The organism is Pseudoalteromonas sp. KS88 (genome assembly GCF_004766475.1).
Taxonomy (GTDB): Bacteria; Pseudomonadota; Gammaproteobacteria; order Enterobacterales; family Alteromonadaceae; genus Pseudoalteromonas.
Window position 1 is genome coordinate 112,387 of record NZ_PYHV01000014.1, and the last position, 18,633, is coordinate 131,019.

The following is an 18,633-nucleotide window of genomic DNA, read 5'->3' on the forward strand; positions in this document are numbered from 1 at the left end:
CCTCTGTATTGGTTATTTTAATTGATATTCGTACTATGGAAATTAAAGGTCGATTATGTGTAACTGAACACCTGCACTTTCAAGAGCGGTTTTAATATCGGCAGGGATCCCACTGTCTGTCACGACTGTATTTACTTCACTGGCAGAAATTATTTTATGTACCCCTTTACGATTAAATTTACTCGAATCGGTAACAACTATTATTTCTCTCGATACCTCACACATCACCCGGTTTAATAAGGCTTCAAGCTCAAAATGCGTAGTAATACCGATGTCTTTCTCAAAACCATCGACACCTAAAATTAATTTATCAAAGTGGTATTGCTGCAAATGCTGCTCTGCTTGGCGACCATAAAATGACAATGATTTTTTTCGCAATGTTCCACCGGTCATCAATACTTCAACCGATGGTGCATTTAACAGCGAGTGCGCGACATTTAACCCATTAGTCATCACTACTACACTGTGATGGTTGGTTAAGTTTTTAGCGACCTCTTCCGTTGTAGTCCCTGAGTCTAAAATGATCGATTCACCGTCTTTAATTAAGCTGGCAGCAAATTTACCTAAACGCTCTTTAATACTGCGGTTCGCATCGTGCTTCTCTTTTAATGACAACTCTTGCGTAAGACGGTTACTCATCACAGCACCACCTCGAGAACGCACTAACAAACCCTTTTCATTCAGTTCATTTAAATCGTTTCTAATAGTAACTGTCGATACACCGAACAACTGAGCAAGCTCAGGAACCTGTACGCGCTCTTGTTTACAAACTAATTGCACAATTTCATGACGTCTTTCGATAGTGTTAAGCATGCCCGCTCTCTTTCATTATTTACTTTCATTCATTGTACGCAGCTTTCACTTACTTTCAATTCAATTTTTTTACATTTTTTATTTATTAGCAACAATTAAACATAAGAAACTGATTTTAAATAATAAAGATAAAAATAAAAATAAAACCACAAGACAAATGAAAGCAAACGAAAGATTTTTATCTTGCTTTGACATTCTATTGGGTGTACAAATAAAAGCCTGTGAAAACAAATTTACAAATAATAAACACATAAGGGCACTATTATGGGCGATCTCAACCGCAGACGATTCCTTCAATCAATGGCCGCAATTGCAGCAACAAGCGCCGCGTTAGGTTGCACTTCCACAACCAATGCCAACTCAATGCTAAAAACCGCAACACAAGGACGCTCAACGCTAGGCTTAACCGTACCTAAAATGGATGTGGTAAGAGTCGGCTTTATAGGTGTAGGTGAGCGAGGTGTTGGTGCCGTTAAACATTTTTGTCATTTAGACGGTGTTGAAATCAAAGCAATTTGCGATACCCATCAGGCTGTTGTAGATAGAGCAGTAAAAATAGTGGTCGATAAAGGCTTTAAAAAGCCAGATACCTACGGCAAAGACGATCATGATTACCTTCGCATGCTAGAGCGCCAAGATATTGATATCGTTATTATCTCAACGCCTTGGAAATGGCATACCCCCATGGCAGTAGCGACCATGGAAAGTGGTAAACATGCGTTTGTTGAAGTGCCCGCAGCCGTAACCGTTGAAGAAGCATGGCAATTAGTAAATACCTCTGAACGTACCCAAATGAACTGCATGATGTTGGAAAATGTCTGCTATGGACGTGATGAGCTCATGGTATTGAACATGGTTCGCCAAGGTATTTTTGGTGAGTTGCTCCATGGTGAAGCAGCGTATATCCATGAATTACGCTGGCAAATGAAAGAGATTGACCATAAAACAGGTTCTTGGCGCACGCCTTGGCACGCCGCGGTTGACGGTAACTTATACCCAACCCATGGTTTGGGACCCGTTTCACAGTATATGAATATTAATCGCGGTGATCGTTTTGACTACATAACATCAATGAGCTCACCGTCATTGGGCCGTGCAGCATACGCTAAAAAAGAATTTCCAGCAGATCATGGTCGCAACAAACTGAATTATGTCGCTGGCGATATGAATACCAGCATCATTAAAACGGTTAAAGGCCGCAGCATCATGGTGCAACACGATACAACCACACCGCGCCCTTACTCTCGTCATAACCTAATTCAAGGTACCAATGGCGTATTTGCTGGTTTCCCTAATCGTATTGCACTTGAGCAAGGTGGCAGCAAAAGCTACCACGAGTGGGATTACGATATGGCAGATTGGTATAACAAATATGATCACCCGCTTTGGCAAAAAATGGGCGCAGAAGCTGAGCGCAACGGCGGCCATGGTGGTATGGACTTCCTTATGTTTTGGCGCATTATTTTCTGCCTTCGCAATGGCGAGCCACTTGATCAGGATGTATATGACGCTGCGGCGTGGTCAGCAGTGTTTCCACTCTCTGTTGACTCGGTTGCCGATCGCAGTAACAGCAAAGACTTCCCGGATTTCACTCGTGGACTTTGGCAACAAGCCAAGCCACTTGGCATTATTTCGTAATTAAATAAAGCGTATTGGTAGGTAACGACTGCCAGTACGCCTAACCCTAAGTAAAGCAATAAAAAAACAACCATCAACAAGTAAAATACAGGTAACTATTATGAAAGCACAACTAAAACTGTCCACCCTGTTTTTGTCCATGAGTGCCATTTTCAGTGGCGCAACCTTGGCTGCTGAAGAAGATAAAAAAACGGAAAAAGAAGCCGAGGCTGAGCAAGTAGAAGTAATCGAAGTCAGAGGTGTTCGCTCGAGTATTAAGGAGTCCCTGTATTTAAAACAGCAAGCTGTTGGGGTTATGGATGCCATCGTTGCAGAAGATATCGGTAAGTTCCCAGACCAAAATATTGCAGAAGCACTACAACGAATGACAGGTATTGCAATTACCCGTAACGGTGGCGAGGGGCAAAACGTGACCGTGCGGGGTTTAGGTGGTGACTATAACGTGACCACCGTTAATGGTCGGCGCATGGCATCAGAGCATTCCAGCCGTAATTTTAATTTTGACTTAATCGCCCCAGAAATTGTCCAATCCCTCGAAGTATATAAATCTCCACAAAGTAAAACACAAGAAGGCGGCATAGGCTCTGTCATCAATATTAAAACCCGTAAACCGCTTGATTTAGATGGATTTACTTTATCAGGCAGTGCCAAAGGCATTTATGAAGAACGAACGGGCGATGTAAATCCGCAAGCATCTTTTTTAATTAGCGATACATTTTTTGATGACACCTTTGGCGCATTATTTACTGCTGTTTACTCTGAGCGTACACAACGTGCTGATTCATATGAAGGCCAAGGCTTCTATGATCCTGATGAAAACGTAGACGTTCGTATTCCAATCGATAGTAATGGCAATGGTGAGCTTGAGGACAATGAGAAATCATATCCGTCTATAATTCCAGGCTACGTGCGCTACTCAAACTGGCAAGATACACGCGAACGTCTTGGCGCAAGTCTAGCGTTGCAATGGCGCCCATCAGATAAGTTTGATGTGAACTTTGATAGTATGTATTCACAGTATGAAACTAATGGTGAGCAATACCAAATCTCCTTTGTGACCTACGATGAGTCTTGGACTCCCGGCATTCCTGCAATCGGTGAGGTAAAGTTTAATGAAGATGGCAATGCAAACTACGTAGAACTTGTTGATGGCGCTATGGCCGAGCTGCTGAATGTTTCCGTACCGCGCAATACCGATACATGGCAATGGGGCTTCAATACTGTTTGGTATGCCACTGATAACTTAACTGTTGATCTAGATATCTCACAATCACAAGCTAAAAATGTTAGCAATGGTAATAACCGCTTTATTGTAGCCCGTGGTTTTGTTGATGGCATCACCATCGACCAAACTGGCAGTAATATGCTACCAGATGTAACGATGACACCAGCGCTTAGCTCAGAGCAACCTTTTGGTGCGCATTACAGCTATAACTCTGGCACCGATGTGAAAGACAAAATCGAAGAAGTACGCCTCGCAGCAACTTATATTCCTTCTTTTGAGCTAGTAAAAGATGTGCAATTTGGCTTACATTACGGCAAACAAACGAAAGAGCGCAGCGTATTTAAATCTAAAAATGCCTCCATGTTTAGTAACGGTGGTGCTTACTTTAAAAACTCTGAATACGATAGCTTTGATGACTCTAGTGTTGAAGAGCTTGGCGGCTTAAGTTTATTCCGCTTACCTGCTGATGTGCTAGTCCCAGCTAATTTTGATAATTTCTTAGATGGCGAACCAGGCAAGCACCCAGATCCATGGGCCAGCTTTGATTACGATAAGCTTTATGCTTTTTATGAAACAATCAACCCACAAGCCGCTAAAGATAAAATTATTGCAAAAAACAGCCCGCAAGACTCCTTTGCATTAACAGAGCAAACCCTAGCGGCCTTTGTTGAAACAAACCTACAAGGCGATATCGGTCAATTCCCTTTTGCACTGAACATGGGTGTTCGCGTTATTAAAACCGATGTCACATCGGATGGCTATACCTTTGATGTTGAAAATGTTCGCTACAATGTAACCGAAAAAGACGGTGCGTTAAGCTATCGTGTTGATGGTGATATTGACGATTATTATGCACGCTCAACAACAGATGAAAGCTACACCGACGTACTACCTAGCTTAAACTTCAAGCTTAACTTACGCGACGATTTACTGTATCGCTTTAGTGCCGCAAAAGTGATCACACGGCCAAACCTTAGTTACTTATCACCGTATAGTTACTTAGACTTTAATAATGCTGAGTACCATGCCTCTAACCCTGGTATTGAGCCACTCAGAGCAAACCAGCTTGATAGCACAATTGAATGGTATTTTTCTGATTATGGCGCACTAACATTTGCAGCGTATTATAAAGATATAGAATCTGTCATAGCTCGTGGCCGTGTCGGCACAGCGCAAGTGGGTAATTACTTTAAAGATGACGTTGAAGTTGAAGGGCCTGTTTTTACTAAAATCTCACCAACGTCAGAAAAAGGCGCAACCATATTAGGCTTTGAAACAGCTTACCAGCAATCGTTTGATGAAGTACTTCCTGCCCCCTTTGATGGCTTAGGTGTACAAGTAAACTATACTTACACAGACAGCAGCTACGATGATGAAGAGCTAAACGATCTTCCTTTTGTTGGCATGTCTGAACACTCATATAATGCTGTGATTTATTATGAGAAAGGTGATTACCAAACGCGTATTGCTTATAACTGGCGTGATGATTACTTAGTATACCCAGATGCATGGGGCGGACCTGAGTGGGCGGCCGATTATGGTCAGTATGATTTTAGTGCAAGTTACAACATTACTAAAAAAATGCGCGTTGATTTAAGCGTCACTAATTTAACAAACGAGCGACAATGGTCGTATGTTAAAACTGAAGAACAAATTCGTCGCTTGGCGCGCTATGGTCGCTCGATTAGCTTAGGCTTTTCTGCGTCATTTTAAGCTGATTAGCGCCGTTTATCGGCGCTTTTTTTATGGAACATACTATGAGATTTTTACTACTTGTTAGCTTATTATTGGGCGCTTTACTTTCTCCCTTAGTCGCAGCAAATCAAACCACTGACTACTTTATTCCCAGCTATGGCAATAGTGCCACCAACCATAGCATTGTAGAAAATAAAAACCTGCTCAGTGACCAAGGAATTACTCACTGGCAAGACCCTGCAGTACCAATTAGCCACTACTTTTATTTGCCAGCAAACGCCCCTTTCAATTTAAAAATACGTGCAAAAGTTACTGGCGGAAACAGCCAATTAAAAGTCACTTTTAATCAGCAAAGCCAGATCATCAAGCTCACAAATCAACAATTCCAAGATATCGATCTAGGGCAATTTAACCCAACAGGTGCAGGCTATCAGCAGCTGATATTGAGTGGACTCACTCGAAGTGCAAGTACCTTTGCAGATATTGAAGGGGTCATTATCACGCTAGATGAAAACATCGCCGCACCTTTATATGTCAAAGACGATATTTACTGGGGCCGTCGTGGTCCGTCAGTACATTTAAATTACCCTATAGATGATACTTCAAAAGACTATCAATGGTTTTACTCTGAGCTCACAGTACCAAAAGGCTATGATCATCAGGGCTCATATTTTATGGCTAACGGCTTTGCTGAGGGTTACTTTGGTATACAGGTTAACTCTGAAACCGAACGCAGAGTTTTGTTTTCAGTGTGGAGCCCATTTCAAACGGATGATCCGACAGCTATCCCTGTTGAAATGAGAATTCAACTCTTAGCAAAAGGCAACAATGTATACACAGGTAAATTTGGTAACGAAGGCTCTGGCGGTCAAAGTTACCTCGTTTTCCCATGGCAGGCAGAGCAAACCTATCGTTTTTTATTGAAAGTAAACCCGACTGAAAACCTTAATAACAAAACCGATTACAGCGCATATTTTTATGATCCTAATACTGAAAAGTGGCTCTTCATCGCTTCTTTCAGGCGCCCCAATACCAATACATATGTAGCAAGGCCACACAGCTTCTTAGAGAATTTCATTCCAGATGCAGGACAATTCGAGCGCAAAGCGTTATACGGTAATCAGTGGCTCAGGGATACTGATGGCAAATGGCATGCACTGACTAAAGCACGTTTTACCTATGATGCAACTGCCGCCAAGCAATCTAGAATGGATTATCAAGGTGGCACTGAAAACGCAGGCTTTTACTTACGCAACACAGGCTTTTTTACAGGCCCAACTAAATTGCATAGTCAGTTTGAGCGCCCAGCAAGTAAAGCACCTAAGGTAAACTTAAACGCCTTACCTAATCGCTAAGGTTATTACAACGTCGTGTTAGTCCAATCCGTATATTTGTCGCACCTTCAAGCGACAAATATACGCAGGTTTAATTGATAACCTTTTTGGGGAGTTTTTAAAGTGTCATTTCAGGTGTGTTTTTAGCGATAATTAAATGCCCGTGTGTTTTAGCTTTAATTTCATCAACACTTACACCGGGTGCGCGCTCTAATAAGTGAAAAGCGCCGTCTTTAATTTCTAATAAGGCTAAATCGGTAATCACTTTATTAATACACCCCACACCAGTCAGCGGTAAGCTGCATTCTGAGAGTAGCTTTGATTCACCATGTTTATTCGCATGGGTCATGGTGCAAATAATGTTTTTTGCTCCTGCCACTAAGTCCATTGCTCCGCCCATGCCTTTAACTAACTTATTAGGGATCATCCAACTGGCGATATTGCCATTTTGATCAACTTCAAACGCACCTAGCACAGTTAAATCGACATGGCCGCCGCGGATCATTGCAAAGCTATCTGCGGAGTTAAAAATGGCAGCGCCTTTCGCCGCCGTGACGGTTTCTTTTCCTGCGTTGATCATATCTGCATCGACTTGCGATTCACTTGGATATGGCCCCATACCTAGCAATCCGTTTTCCGATTGCAACATTACCTCAATGCCCTCAGGCACATAGTTCGCCACTAACGTAGGTATTCCAATTCCTAAATTAACATAGTAGCCATCTTGTAATTCCATCGCTACGCGCTTTGCTATTTGCTCTCGTGTTAACGCCATTATTTACTCCTTAAAGCTTTGCCGCTTGCGTAGTGATTTTCTCGATGCGCTTTTCAAATTTGCCTTTTATTACTCTATCGATATAGATACCTGGAGTATGAATTTGGCTTGGTTCAAGCTCGCCAGGCTCTACAATTTCTTCAACTTCGAGTACGGTTATCTTCCCTGCTGTAGCGGCCATGGGGTTAAAGTTCATCGCCGTATGGCGGTAAATGCAGTTACCGTAGCGGTCCGCCTTCCATGCTTTAACAATGGCAAAATCTCCGGTAATACTCGGCTCTAGTAAATAATCACGGCCATTAATGTTTCGGGTTTCTTTGCCCTCAGCCACAGGGGTACCCACTCCAGTTGCGGTGTAAAAGGCTGGTATGCCCGCACCACCAGCACGCATTTTTTCAGCTAAGGTGCCTTGTGGAGTTAGCTGTACTTCAAGCTCGCCACTGAGTAACTGTTGCTCGAATAGTGCGTTTTCACCCACATAAGAAGCGACCATTTTGCTAATTTGTTTATCTTCAAGCAGCACCCCAAGGCCAAAGCCATCAACCCCGCAGTTATTTGATACGACGGTTAAATCTCGCGTGCCTTGGCGTTTAATTTGCGCAATAAGCCCTTCAGGAATCCCACATAAACCAAAACCACCAGCAATCACCGTCATGCCATCTTCAAGGCCTACCATGGCCTCATTGTAATTAGCTACTAATTTATCAAAACCTGCCATACGTCCTCCTATTGTGCTATCCAACCGCCATCAATAGCGATTGCTTGTGCGGTAATATTACGTGCCGCATCTGCCATTAAAAATGTCACTGTATGATGTATTTCATCCAAACCAATAAAGGATTTTTTAGGCATAGGCGCAAGCATAATAGTATCGATAACCTGCTGCTCTGATAGACCATGTTCTTTAGCTTGCGAGGCAATTTGCTGCTCGACTAACGGCGTTTTTACATATGCAGGGCATACCGTATTAATGGTGATGTTGGCATCCCCTGTTTCCAGCGCCATGGTTTTAGCAAAGCCTATTAAGCCATGCTTAGCAGCAATATAAGCTGACTTATATTTAGACGCGACCATCGCATGAATAGAGCCAATATTAATAATACGGCCAAACTCTTGCTTGCGCATACGCGGTAACACCGCTTTGGTCATCATCGCTGGCCCAACTAGCATCACTTGCTGTAAAAACTGCCATTTATCAGCAGGAAAATCCTCAAGTTTAGCTACATGCTGAATACCCGCATTATTGATCAATACATCAATCGGCTGTTTAAATTCATTAAAAAATATCTCTATTGCATCACTATCAGCTACATTGAGCGCAAAACCTTGTGCATTTCCGCCTTGATCAATAATGTTAGCAGCGGCTTGTTCAGCGCTGTGCTGATGTAAATCAGTGACGATAATATGGTGACCCGCTTTGGCGAGTTGCTCAGCAATATAAAAGCCGATACCACTTGCAGCCCCTGTAATTAATACCGTTTTACTCATGCGATTACTCCTTTAGAAAGTCACTGATAAGCTGAGCCTTTGGTGAGATAGAAAAAATGCCGTCTAAATGCCCCCAGCCGCCTTCAATCTCTGACATTTCAACGTCTTTACCTGCTGCTTTCATGGCTTTATAAACCGTTCGCATATTTTCAGGACGCAGTAATAAATCGTTTGTGGCAGGCAGCAATAAGGTTTTTGCTTTCACGTTTTTCAGTGCACTTGTTAAATCTCCTTGCATACCCGCAGTGAAAAGCTGTGATGCACGGACTAAATACAATACGTGATTAGCATCTTGGGTTTTCGCACGTGCCATAGCTCGTGTTGCTAATGTTTGGCTAAGCTGTGGCAAGGTACGAATATCATTCAACGCTCCTTGATCAAGTACGGTAAATTTAGGGAAACTGGCGTTATAAATAATCGGGTGCATGGCATCTTGAGTAATGTTCAACATGGTTGCAGCCAAACCATCTAGCGGGCGCTCTTTGTTGTAATAATTGCCTTGCTGCCAGTTCTTATCTATCCGAATTGGCAATGCCCACTTTTCAAGGGCCGCCACCGTCCACGCATCCATGGTGGCAGCACCAATCACATGAATAAGTCGCTCAACTTGATCTGGGTAACGCACCGCCCACTCAAGCGCCTGGAATGACCCCATTGATGCGCCCATCACGGCGTGTAGCTTTTTGATGCCTAAGCTATCGAGCAACCGCTTTTGCACATTTACAAAGTCAGTAATTGTCACCACAGGAAAGTCGAGCCCATAGGGTTTATTAGTAGCAGGATTGATTGATGCAGGGCCCGTTGTAATTACATTTGGATCATGCCAATTGGCATTTACTAAAGTGTCAGAACTGATCACAAAATACTTATTCGTATCAATGGCTTTGCCTGGGCCAATAATCGCATCCCAATACCCTGGTAAAGCGTCATCAGCGTTGTATTTACCCGCCGCATGAGAGGTGCCAGAAAAATAATGAGTAATTAAAATCACATTATCTTTGGCTTTATTCAACGTACCGTAGCTTTCCCAGCCAATATCGACTTTGGCAATTTTTTTACCTGATACAGTGGTAAAATCTTTGGTGGTAAAATGTTGTTTCTCCACCAGCATGGGTGCAGCTTTGCCTGCACTAAACGCGGCACTGGTATAAAATAAAAGCAATCCGATAATTATTAATGTTGTTTTCATTCCCCTTCCTTAAAAAGTTATAAATAGACCTAATGCCAACGCGACACCAATAAGCGGGATAACCACAGTTAATGCAGCCAGCGGCCAGTAAGCGCGTTGATGTGTTTCATTACAGATAGCGCGTATCGTTGTCACCACGTAGCCATTGTGCGGCAAGCTATCGAGTGCGCCGGAGCTAATAGCCACCACCCGGTGCAATTGTTCAGGATTAACGCCCATATCCAAATAACCTGGGGCAACAAGCGGTAGCGCAATCGCTTGGCCACCCGAGGCTGAACCAGTTAAGCCAGCAATAACGCTCACCGCCACCGCGGCACCAACCAGCTCATTGCCGGGCATCTGGGTCATTAAATCAACCGCGGCAATAAATGCCGGCGACACTTTAGCCACCGCACCAAAACCGACCACAGCGGCCGTATTACCAATGGCAACCAAGGCACCCGTGGTCCCCACATTGATGGCATTAGCCATGTTGTGAAAGTATTTAAAATTGATTGCCACAATACTTAACACGCCACCGAGTAACGCCACTATTAAGGCGGTTTGTTGTAAAATATCGTGCAACATAAATGATAAGAGCAACACCACTATGAGCGGAATAACCCCAGTGATTGGGTGCGGTCGTTCACGCTCTAAGATCACCGGATCGTCATCACGGGCAGCAAATCGCTCACCGTTTGAAACGGCCTTTTTAATCATTTTGTTAAGCCAAACGTAACCCACTATCGCCATAAAAATAGCCACTACAAGGCTCACTTCCCATGCGGCATAGGGTGATGTACCAAGGTGCTTAACCGGTATCCAGTTCTGAATTTCAGGTGAGCCTGCCGAGGTCATGGTGAATGTCACCGAGCCAAATGCTAACGTGGCAGGAATAAAGCGCCGGGGTAAATCAGCGTCTTTAAACAAACTCAGCGCCATCGGGTAGACCGAAAACGCCACAATAAACACGCTAACGCCGCCATAAGTCAGTACCGCACAGGCAATGACCACTGCGAGTACGGCATGTTTCATGCCTAACTTGCCAACTATGTAGCTTGCTACGCTATCTGCCGCGCCGGTGTCTTCCATAAACTTACCGAATAACGAGCCCAGTAAGAACATAAAAAACCATGCACTTAAAAAGCCAGCAAAACCATCCATATAGGCAGTAATAAAATTACTCTCTGCCGTTACTGGAAATATCGCCATCCCACTACTTAGCGCAACCAGCAGTGCACAGATTGGCGCGGCAATAAACAAGTTTACACCACGCAACGTTAATATAATCAGCAGTATTAAACCGCCTAACAGCCCTATCATGCTCAGCATAGACATTCCTATAATTATTGTTATTACACAGATGAGGTGACATCGCAGTAATTGAATTTAGTCTTACGTTAAAACAGTAAAAATGACATAACACTAAGGTACTACATCGTTTAAATTTGGCTTAAAAGCTAGATAAGTCAAGGTATTGAGAGCGTATAGCACTATGGTACTAATTCCTTTTTCGCAACTATCTTCTACATTAAATGCAGGTGACATGAGCAATTAAGCAATCAACAAAGACAACAAAAACAGGAACACACCATGATTAAGCTCAATCAAAAAATTACACCGGTTACTCTCGCCGTTTCACTGGCATTATTAAGTGCCAGCAGTATTGCCGCCGAGCAAACCACTCAAGCCAAAGGCGAGTTAGAACGTATTGAAGTAACTGCACGTAAAACCGTAGAGAACCTGCAAGAAGTCCCTGTGGCAGTGACCTCTATTGGCGCACAAGAACTGGCCGAAAACGGCATTAGCGTGATGACTGAAGTACAGCAGTTTTCCCCAAACACTACACTGCAAGCCAGCCGCGGTACCAATTCAACCATCACGGCATTTATTCGCGGTGTAGGCCAACAAGACCCACTGTGGGGTTATGAACCCGGCGTTGGTATTTATATTGATGACGTATATTTAGCGCGCCCACAAGGTGCGGTACTGGATTTACTTGATGTACAACAAATTGAAGTACTACGTGGCCCACAAGGCACGCTATATGGTAAAAATACCATTGGTGGCGCAATTAAATACGTGACTAAAGAAATGAGCGGCGATGCTACACTCAATGTGCAAGGCACCGTAGGTAGCTACAATCAAAAAGATTTAAAAATTACCGGGCAACTGCCACTGGTTGATGAGAAACTTTATGTTGGCTTTGGTTTTGCCACTTTAAACCGCGATGGCTTTGGCTCATTTTTAACCTCTGACCTTGATAATCAAGACCGTGAAAACTACAACAAAGACGTTACCGCCGCACGCGTAACGTTAGAATACACACCCACAGACGATTTGTTTTTTAGACTCGCTTGGGATAAAACCGAAGATAAATCTAACGCTAAAGGCGGCTATCGTTTACTGCCAAGCTTACTCACTAATGCACCTGTGCCAGATAGCGTATACGACTCTTACACCAGCATGCCAACATGGAACAAAGTCGAGCTTGAAGGCTATAGCCTAACAGCGCGCTGGGATATAAGTAACAACACTAGCTTAAAGTATGTTGGCGCTAGCCGTGAAAGTTACTCGCCAACGAATATTGATTTTGATAATACGTCAATCCGCATTTTTGATGTTCCCGCTATTTACGATGATGAACAAACTACCCATGAGTTACAACTCAATCATCAGGGCGATAACTACAAAATGGTATCTGGGTTGTACTACTATGATGGCCAGTCATGTGGTCAGTTTGAAGCCATTTTAGAAGAGCTCGGTAAAAGCCTTGGCGCACCGGGCCTTACTCGTGAAGTAAGCGGTTGCAGCAACTCCACCAGCAAAGCTGCCTACATTCAAGGTAGTTATGACTTTGACGATAAATGGTCTATGACACTCGGTGCGCGTTACACCCAAGACAGCAAAGAGGCAAAGGTGAATAACGGCCTGATCTTTGATACCGTTTATCCTGAATCTGGGTGGGTGCCAGGCTATGTTCGCCCAGAGGGTGACTTAGTCCCTACAGTACTCGATGACAGTGAAGATTGGTCTCGCTTTACGCCTAGAGCGGGTATCGAATACCAATACAGCTCAGACATTATGTTCTTTGCAAGTTATGCACAAGGTTTTAAATCAGGCACGTTTAACCCACGGGCAACCACGGCAGAACCTGCCGCGAGACCAGAAGTGGTTGATTCAATAGAATTTGGGATGAAAAGTGAGTGGAATAATAACCTTCGAGCTAATGTCACCGTGTTTACGCTTGATCACAAAGACCGCCAGTATATCTCAGTTCTACCAGGCGACAGCGCCGCTGATTTAAACCAGCGTTTAGGTAACATCGGTGAATCAACTTCAGACGGTGTTGAAGTCGAGCTCAGCTATGTAGCCACAGAATCACTCAGCCTTGATGCATCCATTGGTTACATAGATAGCAGCTTTGATAACGTAATTGATTATGACCCTACAACTGGCGAAGCATTTGATAAATCAGACCGTTTCAGTGTATCGAACACGCCGGACTTAACCTTTAACCTTGGCGCGACTTACCGTATGTATACCGACATGGGCGACTTTGTTATGAACGGTAATTACTACCACCGTGGTGACTATTCATTATTTGAAGAAGACAGCTTATTAACGCAAGACGCTTACGGCATATTAAATGTCGGGATCACTTGGTACAGCACCGATGGCCAGTGGAGTGCTGGTTTATACGGTAAAAACCTCACTGATGAGCAGTATATGATTGGCGGCTACCAATTTGTTACTCCTGATCCAACTGCCCCTGCTGATGTCAGTAAATACACACCAGGCCTTGGTGGAGACAATACCTTGATTGGCTACTACGGCGACCCTCGTACGGTATCACTTACTGTAGGCTATAGCTTTTAAGTGAGTGTTTTAAAGGTTTACCTGATATTTCCCTAGCAGGTAAACCTTGTTTCAACCCAAAAAATCACTTATAACTTATTGCCTTGGAGTATTAGGAATGTCTTTTGCTGTGAACACAATAATTGCCGATGATCACCCACTATTTAGAAGCGCATTGCGCCAAGCGGCTGCAACCTGTGTGCCTGAAGAACATATAAAAGAAACCAGTGATATCGACGGCTTATTCACTTTACTCGCGAATCATCCTGAAACAGAACTGATTTTTTTAGACTTAACCATTCCCGGTGCTAATGGCTTACAAGCACTGTCACAACTGCGAAACCGTTACCCTGACATTTTAGTTATTATGGTCTCAGCTAACGAAACACCCACTATAATCAAACAAGCAATGAGCTTAGGTGCTGCGGGGTATATTCCAAAGTCATCATCTTTGGATGTCATAAGCGAAGCCATTAGCCATGTTCTCAATGGCGATACTTGGCTGCCAGTCGACATTGATTTAACCGATGTAGTCGTCAATGACGAGCAAAGCAGTTTTGCCCGTAACCTAGAAAAGCTCACCCCGCAACAATACCGTGTTTTAGCCATGATTGCTGATGGGCTGCTGAATAAACAAATCGCGTTTGAAATGTCGATTCAAGAAACCACCATCAAACAACATGTATCCGCTATTTTGCGCAAACTCAACGTATATAACCGCACCCAAGCAGGCATTTTATTTAACCAGCTATCTCAGGTGGGTAAAACCGAAGGCAGCCAATAAACCAAAACGCTTCCCAGTTTTCAGCGTTTTTCCCATAAATGGGAAAGACACTCATATCCAAAAAAAATAAAAACACTATATTTCAGCACCTTATATTCTGGCATGTTCTTAGCTTTAGTGCTCGCAACGTGAGTTTAAAATTTTTTATCTCATGCACTAATCAAATAAACACTAAGGACAATCACGTGTATACAGCGAGCAAATCACTGGGTAAAAACCGAATACTACGCATTATTGCTTTTTTCACCGTTATTTTAAGTGCTTTTAGCGTCAATGCGGACGAGCTTGATCAGTGGATGCAAACACTTATGCATAAGCGCAATATTCCCGGCTTACAACTGGCCATTGTCAAAGATAATAAAATAATAAAAACAGCTCATTATGGGCACGCCAATGTTGAGGATAATGTTGCGGTTGACTCAGACACTTTATTTTCTATTAATTCAGTCACTAAGGCCTTTGTTGGCGTTGCCCTAATGCAATTAGTTGAGCAGAAAAAACTCACCCTTGATGCGCCTATTGCTACATATTTACCTGAGCTACCTAAGCAGTGGCATAGCGTAACGATTAAACAATTGATGAGCCACACTTCTGGTTTACCGGCTATTTTGAAAGACGATGTGGGTAACTTAATAGCTGATCTTGCGCCAAAAGATGCGTGGCAAAAAGTGCAATTATTACCTGTAGAGTTTGAAAAAGGCAGCCGTTTTAAATACAACCAAACTAATTATATTATCATTGGTCAGCTAATTAATAAGCTATCAGGCATGCCATTTCAGCAGTTTATCGTAAAAAATCAGTTGCAGCGGGTTCAAATGAATAGAACCATTGACGCCGGTTTTAACAATCTTAATCACGTCGTTAAGCATTCAGCAAGGCGCTATGAAAACCAAGGCACAACCCTTATAAACTTAAGAGCAGCTACTTTTTCTCCTATGCTACAAACAGCAGCAGGTATGGCATCAACGGCCACTGAAATAGCAAACTGGTTAATTGCATTGCAAACTAACAAATTGATCAATGATGATAGCGTACGTCAAATGTGGACTCCAGCTCGATTAAATAATGGTAATACGCAAGGGTTTAATAGACTCCTAAATGGTTATAGCTTAGGTTGGCCAGTCATGGGACGTGAAGAACATCCAGCAATCGCGGCCGTTGGAGGAAATAGAGCTGGTGTATTTGTTTACCCTGAAGATAATATGTCTATTGTTATTTTAACCAACCTTGCTGGCGCACTTCCTTCACAGTTTGCAGATGAAATTGCCGGGTTTTATATCCCGCAAATGAAACGCGAGAACGGCTTTGGTTTAACTAAAAACATAAAATTATTGTGGCAAACTCTTGAGGCCCAAGGCTATGAAAATGCCATTGAAGCTGCGCGCACCTTAAGCCAAAAGCAACATTTCCAGTTTGATGAAAACAATCTTAATCTGTGGGGCTACTCACTGATTAGCCAAGAAAAACTACATGAGGCCTTGGCTATTTTTAAACTTAATACGCATTTGTTCCCACAAAGTTATAATACCTTTGATAGCTTAGCTGAAGCCTATTGGCACCTTGGGGACTATCAACACGCCATTACAAACTATAAGCATGTGCTTAAACTCAAACCTGATAACGCACATGCGCAAAAGCAATTGATTAAATTAGCCAAGCTTAATCAATAAGCTTACCACTGCTCTCGTCCCACTTTTGATTTCTCTCTCCCAAAAGTGGGAAATACTTTATTTAAAATAAAATAAAAAGCAATATAATTCAACACCTTAATATTTGGCACGTTCCTCGCTACTGTGTTTATTAATTAGAATATAATGAAACACAAGCCATGGATTTAGATAGCACCTTAAAGCCGAGTAAAAAACCAAATCAGCGTAAAAAACTGATTATTGGCGCTTTACTCATTAGCATCACACTGGTTATTTGGCTTATTAAGTTGTGGCTTGCCCCAATATCATTGCCTGCCAAACAACTGCAAATAGCCAGCGTGACACAAGCTGATTTTGTTGTAAAAGTGAAAGGCTTTGGTCGATTAAAATCAAAATATCAGCGCTACTTAACCAATACCGATGTCGCAATGGTTGAAGCAATTCACGTTTACCCAGGTACCCAAGTCAAAAAAGACACCGTTATTTTAAGCCTTGTTAATCCACTGCAAGCGCAGCGTTTATCAGTCGCAAGACTGGAGCTTGCAAGGCAAAAGGCCAGCGCTAGTGAACAACAAATCAATCAAAAGAGTCAGCTACTAGAGCGCGAAGCTAACCTAACTATTTTGCAAAGTGAGCTTGAAAGCGCTCAGCTTAGAAGCGAAGCAGAGAGTCAATTAATCGAACAAGGTATCGTATCGAGTTTAGATTACAAACGCAGCTTACTCACCGTAAAACAACTTAAGCAGCGTGTAGAGATTGAGAAAAAGCGCCTCGCACAACTCGCGCAAATGCACCTACAACGCAGCAAAGTGCAACAAGAGTTATTGCGCCAATTTGAATTAAATTATCAAGTACAACAACAAGCTTTTGATGACCTTCAAGTGACAGCAGGCATTGACGGCATGCTGCAAGAGCTCAATGTAGAGCTGGGTCAAAACCTCACACCCGGAACCCGCTTAGCAGTGGTGGGCTCTGACAACGCACTCAAAGCAGAGCTCAGTATTAAACAAAGTGACGCTGAAAAGATCGCACTCAATATGGATGCCCGCGTTAATACCTTTAGCAATTCAAAGCAAGGTGAAGTGGCAGCTAAAGTGACCCGAATTGACCCTATTGTTAGTGATGGCCGTGTCATGATTGAGCTCGACCTTATTGGTGAATTACCTGCAAATGCACGCCCTGACTTAAGCATAGAAGGCCATGTTATAAGCAATGTAATAGCTAATGCACTGACCATTAAATTACCGCAAAAAGCAAAAGCTCATTCAAAAGCGATGCTTTTTAAACTTAACCCCAACACTCATTTAGCCGCCCCGATAGATATTGAATTTGGTACACTCAGTGATAATACAATTCAACTTTTAAATGGCGCTAAGGTGGGCGAACAGCTGATCATTTCAGACCTTTCTAAATGGCAGCATTTGGCAACTATAAAAATCGAACAGGAAAGTTTATGAACAACAATACGCTTATCTCATTAAAGAACATCGCCAAGGTTTATCGCAGCCAAAATGTTGAAACCTATGCCTTAAAAAATATCGACCTGACTATTCATGAAGGTGATTATATTTGTATTAGCGGCCCTTCAGGCTGCGGGAAATCAACCTTGCTATCGTTGTTAGGTTTGCTTGATAGCCCAACAGACGGCCAATATGCCATTAAAAACGTCGATACCAAAACCCTTGATATGGACCAACAAGCCGAGCTACGTAATTTACATATTGGTTTTATTTTTCAGTCATTTAATTTAATCGATGAGCTATCAGTTTTTGATAACGTCGCCCTGCCGCTGACTTATCGTGAGCCTGCGATGAGCCAAGCTGACATTCAAAGCGCAGTAAAACACGCCCTTGATGAAGTTGAAATGGGTCACCGCGCGCAACATAAGCCCAACCAGCTATCTGGTGGTCAACAACAGCGTATTGCTATTGCTCGCGCCCTTGCCGGAAAGCCCAGTATTTTATTGGTCGATGAGCCAACAGGTAACCTTGACTCCAAAAACGGCGATGCCGTGATGGACTTACTTGATGCACTTAATCAAAAAGGCACCACCATTTGTATGGTAACCCATGACTTGCGCTACGCAGGGCGAGCAAAAACTCAACTAAAACTCCTCGATGGCGAAATTGTCTCATACTCGCACGCGCGCGAAAACCAAGCGAGACCTACAGCAAACTTAGCAACAGACAGCGTCGAGGTCGTTTAA

General features: G+C 43.0%; 14 protein-coding genes. 8 read left to right on the forward strand and 6 right to left on the reverse strand.

Annotated elements, in window-relative coordinates:
- Positions 1 to 42: 42 nt before the first annotated feature.
- Complete coding sequence (agaR, locus tag C7Y70_RS09120; protein WP_099295177.1) at positions 43 to 813, reverse strand: transcriptional repressor AgaR; 771 nt, start codon at positions 811 to 813, stop codon at positions 43 to 45.
- Between the two features lie 264 nt (positions 814 to 1,077).
- On the opposite strand from agaR, the gene C7Y70_RS09125 reads away from it, so the two are divergent.
- The 3 genes from C7Y70_RS09125 (at position 1,078) to C7Y70_RS09135 (ending at position 6,726) form a co-directional block, all read left to right on the forward strand.
- A complete protein-coding gene (locus C7Y70_RS09125; protein ID WP_135474546.1) occupies positions 1,078 to 2,451 on the forward strand; it encodes a Gfo/Idh/MocA family oxidoreductase in 1,374 nt (457 codons plus the stop codon).
- A gap of 100 nt (positions 2,452 to 2,551) precedes the next feature.
- Positions 2,552 to 5,389 carry a TonB-dependent receptor gene (locus tag C7Y70_RS09130; protein ID WP_099295175.1) on the forward strand — a complete coding sequence of 946 codons (2,838 nt, stop codon included), beginning with the start codon at positions 2,552 to 2,554 and terminating at the stop codon, positions 5,387 to 5,389.
- 44 nt (positions 5,390 to 5,433) lie between these two features.
- Positions 5,434 to 6,726 carry a DUF3472 domain-containing protein gene (locus tag C7Y70_RS09135; RefSeq protein ID WP_135474548.1) on the forward strand — a complete coding sequence of 431 codons (1,293 nt, stop codon included), beginning with the start codon at positions 5,434 to 5,436 and terminating at the stop codon, positions 6,724 to 6,726.
- Between the two features lie 97 nt (positions 6,727 to 6,823).
- On the opposite strand, the gene C7Y70_RS09140 is transcribed toward C7Y70_RS09135, so the two are convergent.
- Genes C7Y70_RS09140 through C7Y70_RS09160 form a run of 5 tightly spaced genes read right to left on the reverse strand, consistent with a single transcriptional unit; the run spans position 6,824 to position 11,468 of the window.
- A complete protein-coding gene (locus tag C7Y70_RS09140; protein WP_135474550.1) occupies positions 6,824 to 7,480 on the reverse strand; it encodes a CoA transferase subunit B in 657 nt (218 codons plus the stop codon).
- Positions 7,481 to 7,490: 10 nt separating this feature from the next.
- Positions 7,491 to 8,198 carry a CoA transferase subunit A gene (locus C7Y70_RS09145; RefSeq protein ID WP_135474552.1) on the reverse strand — a complete coding sequence of 236 codons (708 nt, stop codon included), beginning with the start codon at positions 8,196 to 8,198 and terminating at the stop codon, positions 7,491 to 7,493.
- An 8-nt stretch (positions 8,199 to 8,206) separates the two neighbouring features.
- On the reverse strand, positions 8,207 to 8,968 hold the full coding sequence (locus C7Y70_RS09150) for a 3-hydroxybutyrate dehydrogenase (protein ID WP_135474554.1): 762 nt from the start codon (positions 8,966 to 8,968) through the stop codon (positions 8,207 to 8,209).
- Between the two features lie 4 nt (positions 8,969 to 8,972).
- On the reverse strand, positions 8,973 to 10,157 hold the full coding sequence (locus tag C7Y70_RS09155; protein WP_135474556.1) for a homoserine O-acetyltransferase: 1,185 nt from the start codon (positions 10,155 to 10,157) through the stop codon (positions 8,973 to 8,975).
- Between the two features lie 9 nt (positions 10,158 to 10,166).
- A complete protein-coding gene (locus C7Y70_RS09160; protein WP_099295163.1) occupies positions 10,167 to 11,468 on the reverse strand; it encodes a GntP family permease in 1,302 nt (433 codons plus the stop codon).
- 261 nt (positions 11,469 to 11,729) lie between these two features.
- Between C7Y70_RS09160 and C7Y70_RS09165 the strand changes: the two genes are divergently transcribed.
- From C7Y70_RS09165 to C7Y70_RS09185, 5 genes are all read left to right on the forward strand, one after another.
- Positions 11,730 to 14,015 carry a TonB-dependent receptor gene (locus C7Y70_RS09165; protein ID WP_135474558.1) on the forward strand — a complete coding sequence of 762 codons (2,286 nt, stop codon included), beginning with the start codon at positions 11,730 to 11,732 and terminating at the stop codon, positions 14,013 to 14,015.
- 97 nt (positions 14,016 to 14,112) lie between these two features.
- Positions 14,113 to 14,778, forward strand: a complete 666-nt coding sequence (locus tag C7Y70_RS09170; RefSeq protein ID WP_099295161.1) for a response regulator transcription factor — start codon at positions 14,113 to 14,115, stop codon at positions 14,776 to 14,778.
- Between the two features lie 185 nt (positions 14,779 to 14,963).
- Positions 14,964 to 16,448, forward strand: a complete 1,485-nt coding sequence (locus C7Y70_RS09175; RefSeq protein ID WP_245321455.1) for a beta-lactamase family protein — start codon at positions 14,964 to 14,966, stop codon at positions 16,446 to 16,448.
- A 158-nt stretch (positions 16,449 to 16,606) separates the two neighbouring features.
- Complete coding sequence (locus C7Y70_RS09180; RefSeq protein ID WP_135474563.1) at positions 16,607 to 17,884, forward strand: HlyD family efflux transporter periplasmic adaptor subunit; 1,278 nt, start codon at positions 16,607 to 16,609, stop codon at positions 17,882 to 17,884.
- Positions 17,881 to 18,633, forward strand: coding sequence for an ABC transporter ATP-binding protein (locus tag C7Y70_RS09185; RefSeq protein ID WP_135474565.1), 753 nt, complete (start codon positions 17,881 to 17,883; stop codon positions 18,631 to 18,633). Before C7Y70_RS09180 ends, C7Y70_RS09185 begins: the two co-directional genes overlap by 4 nt.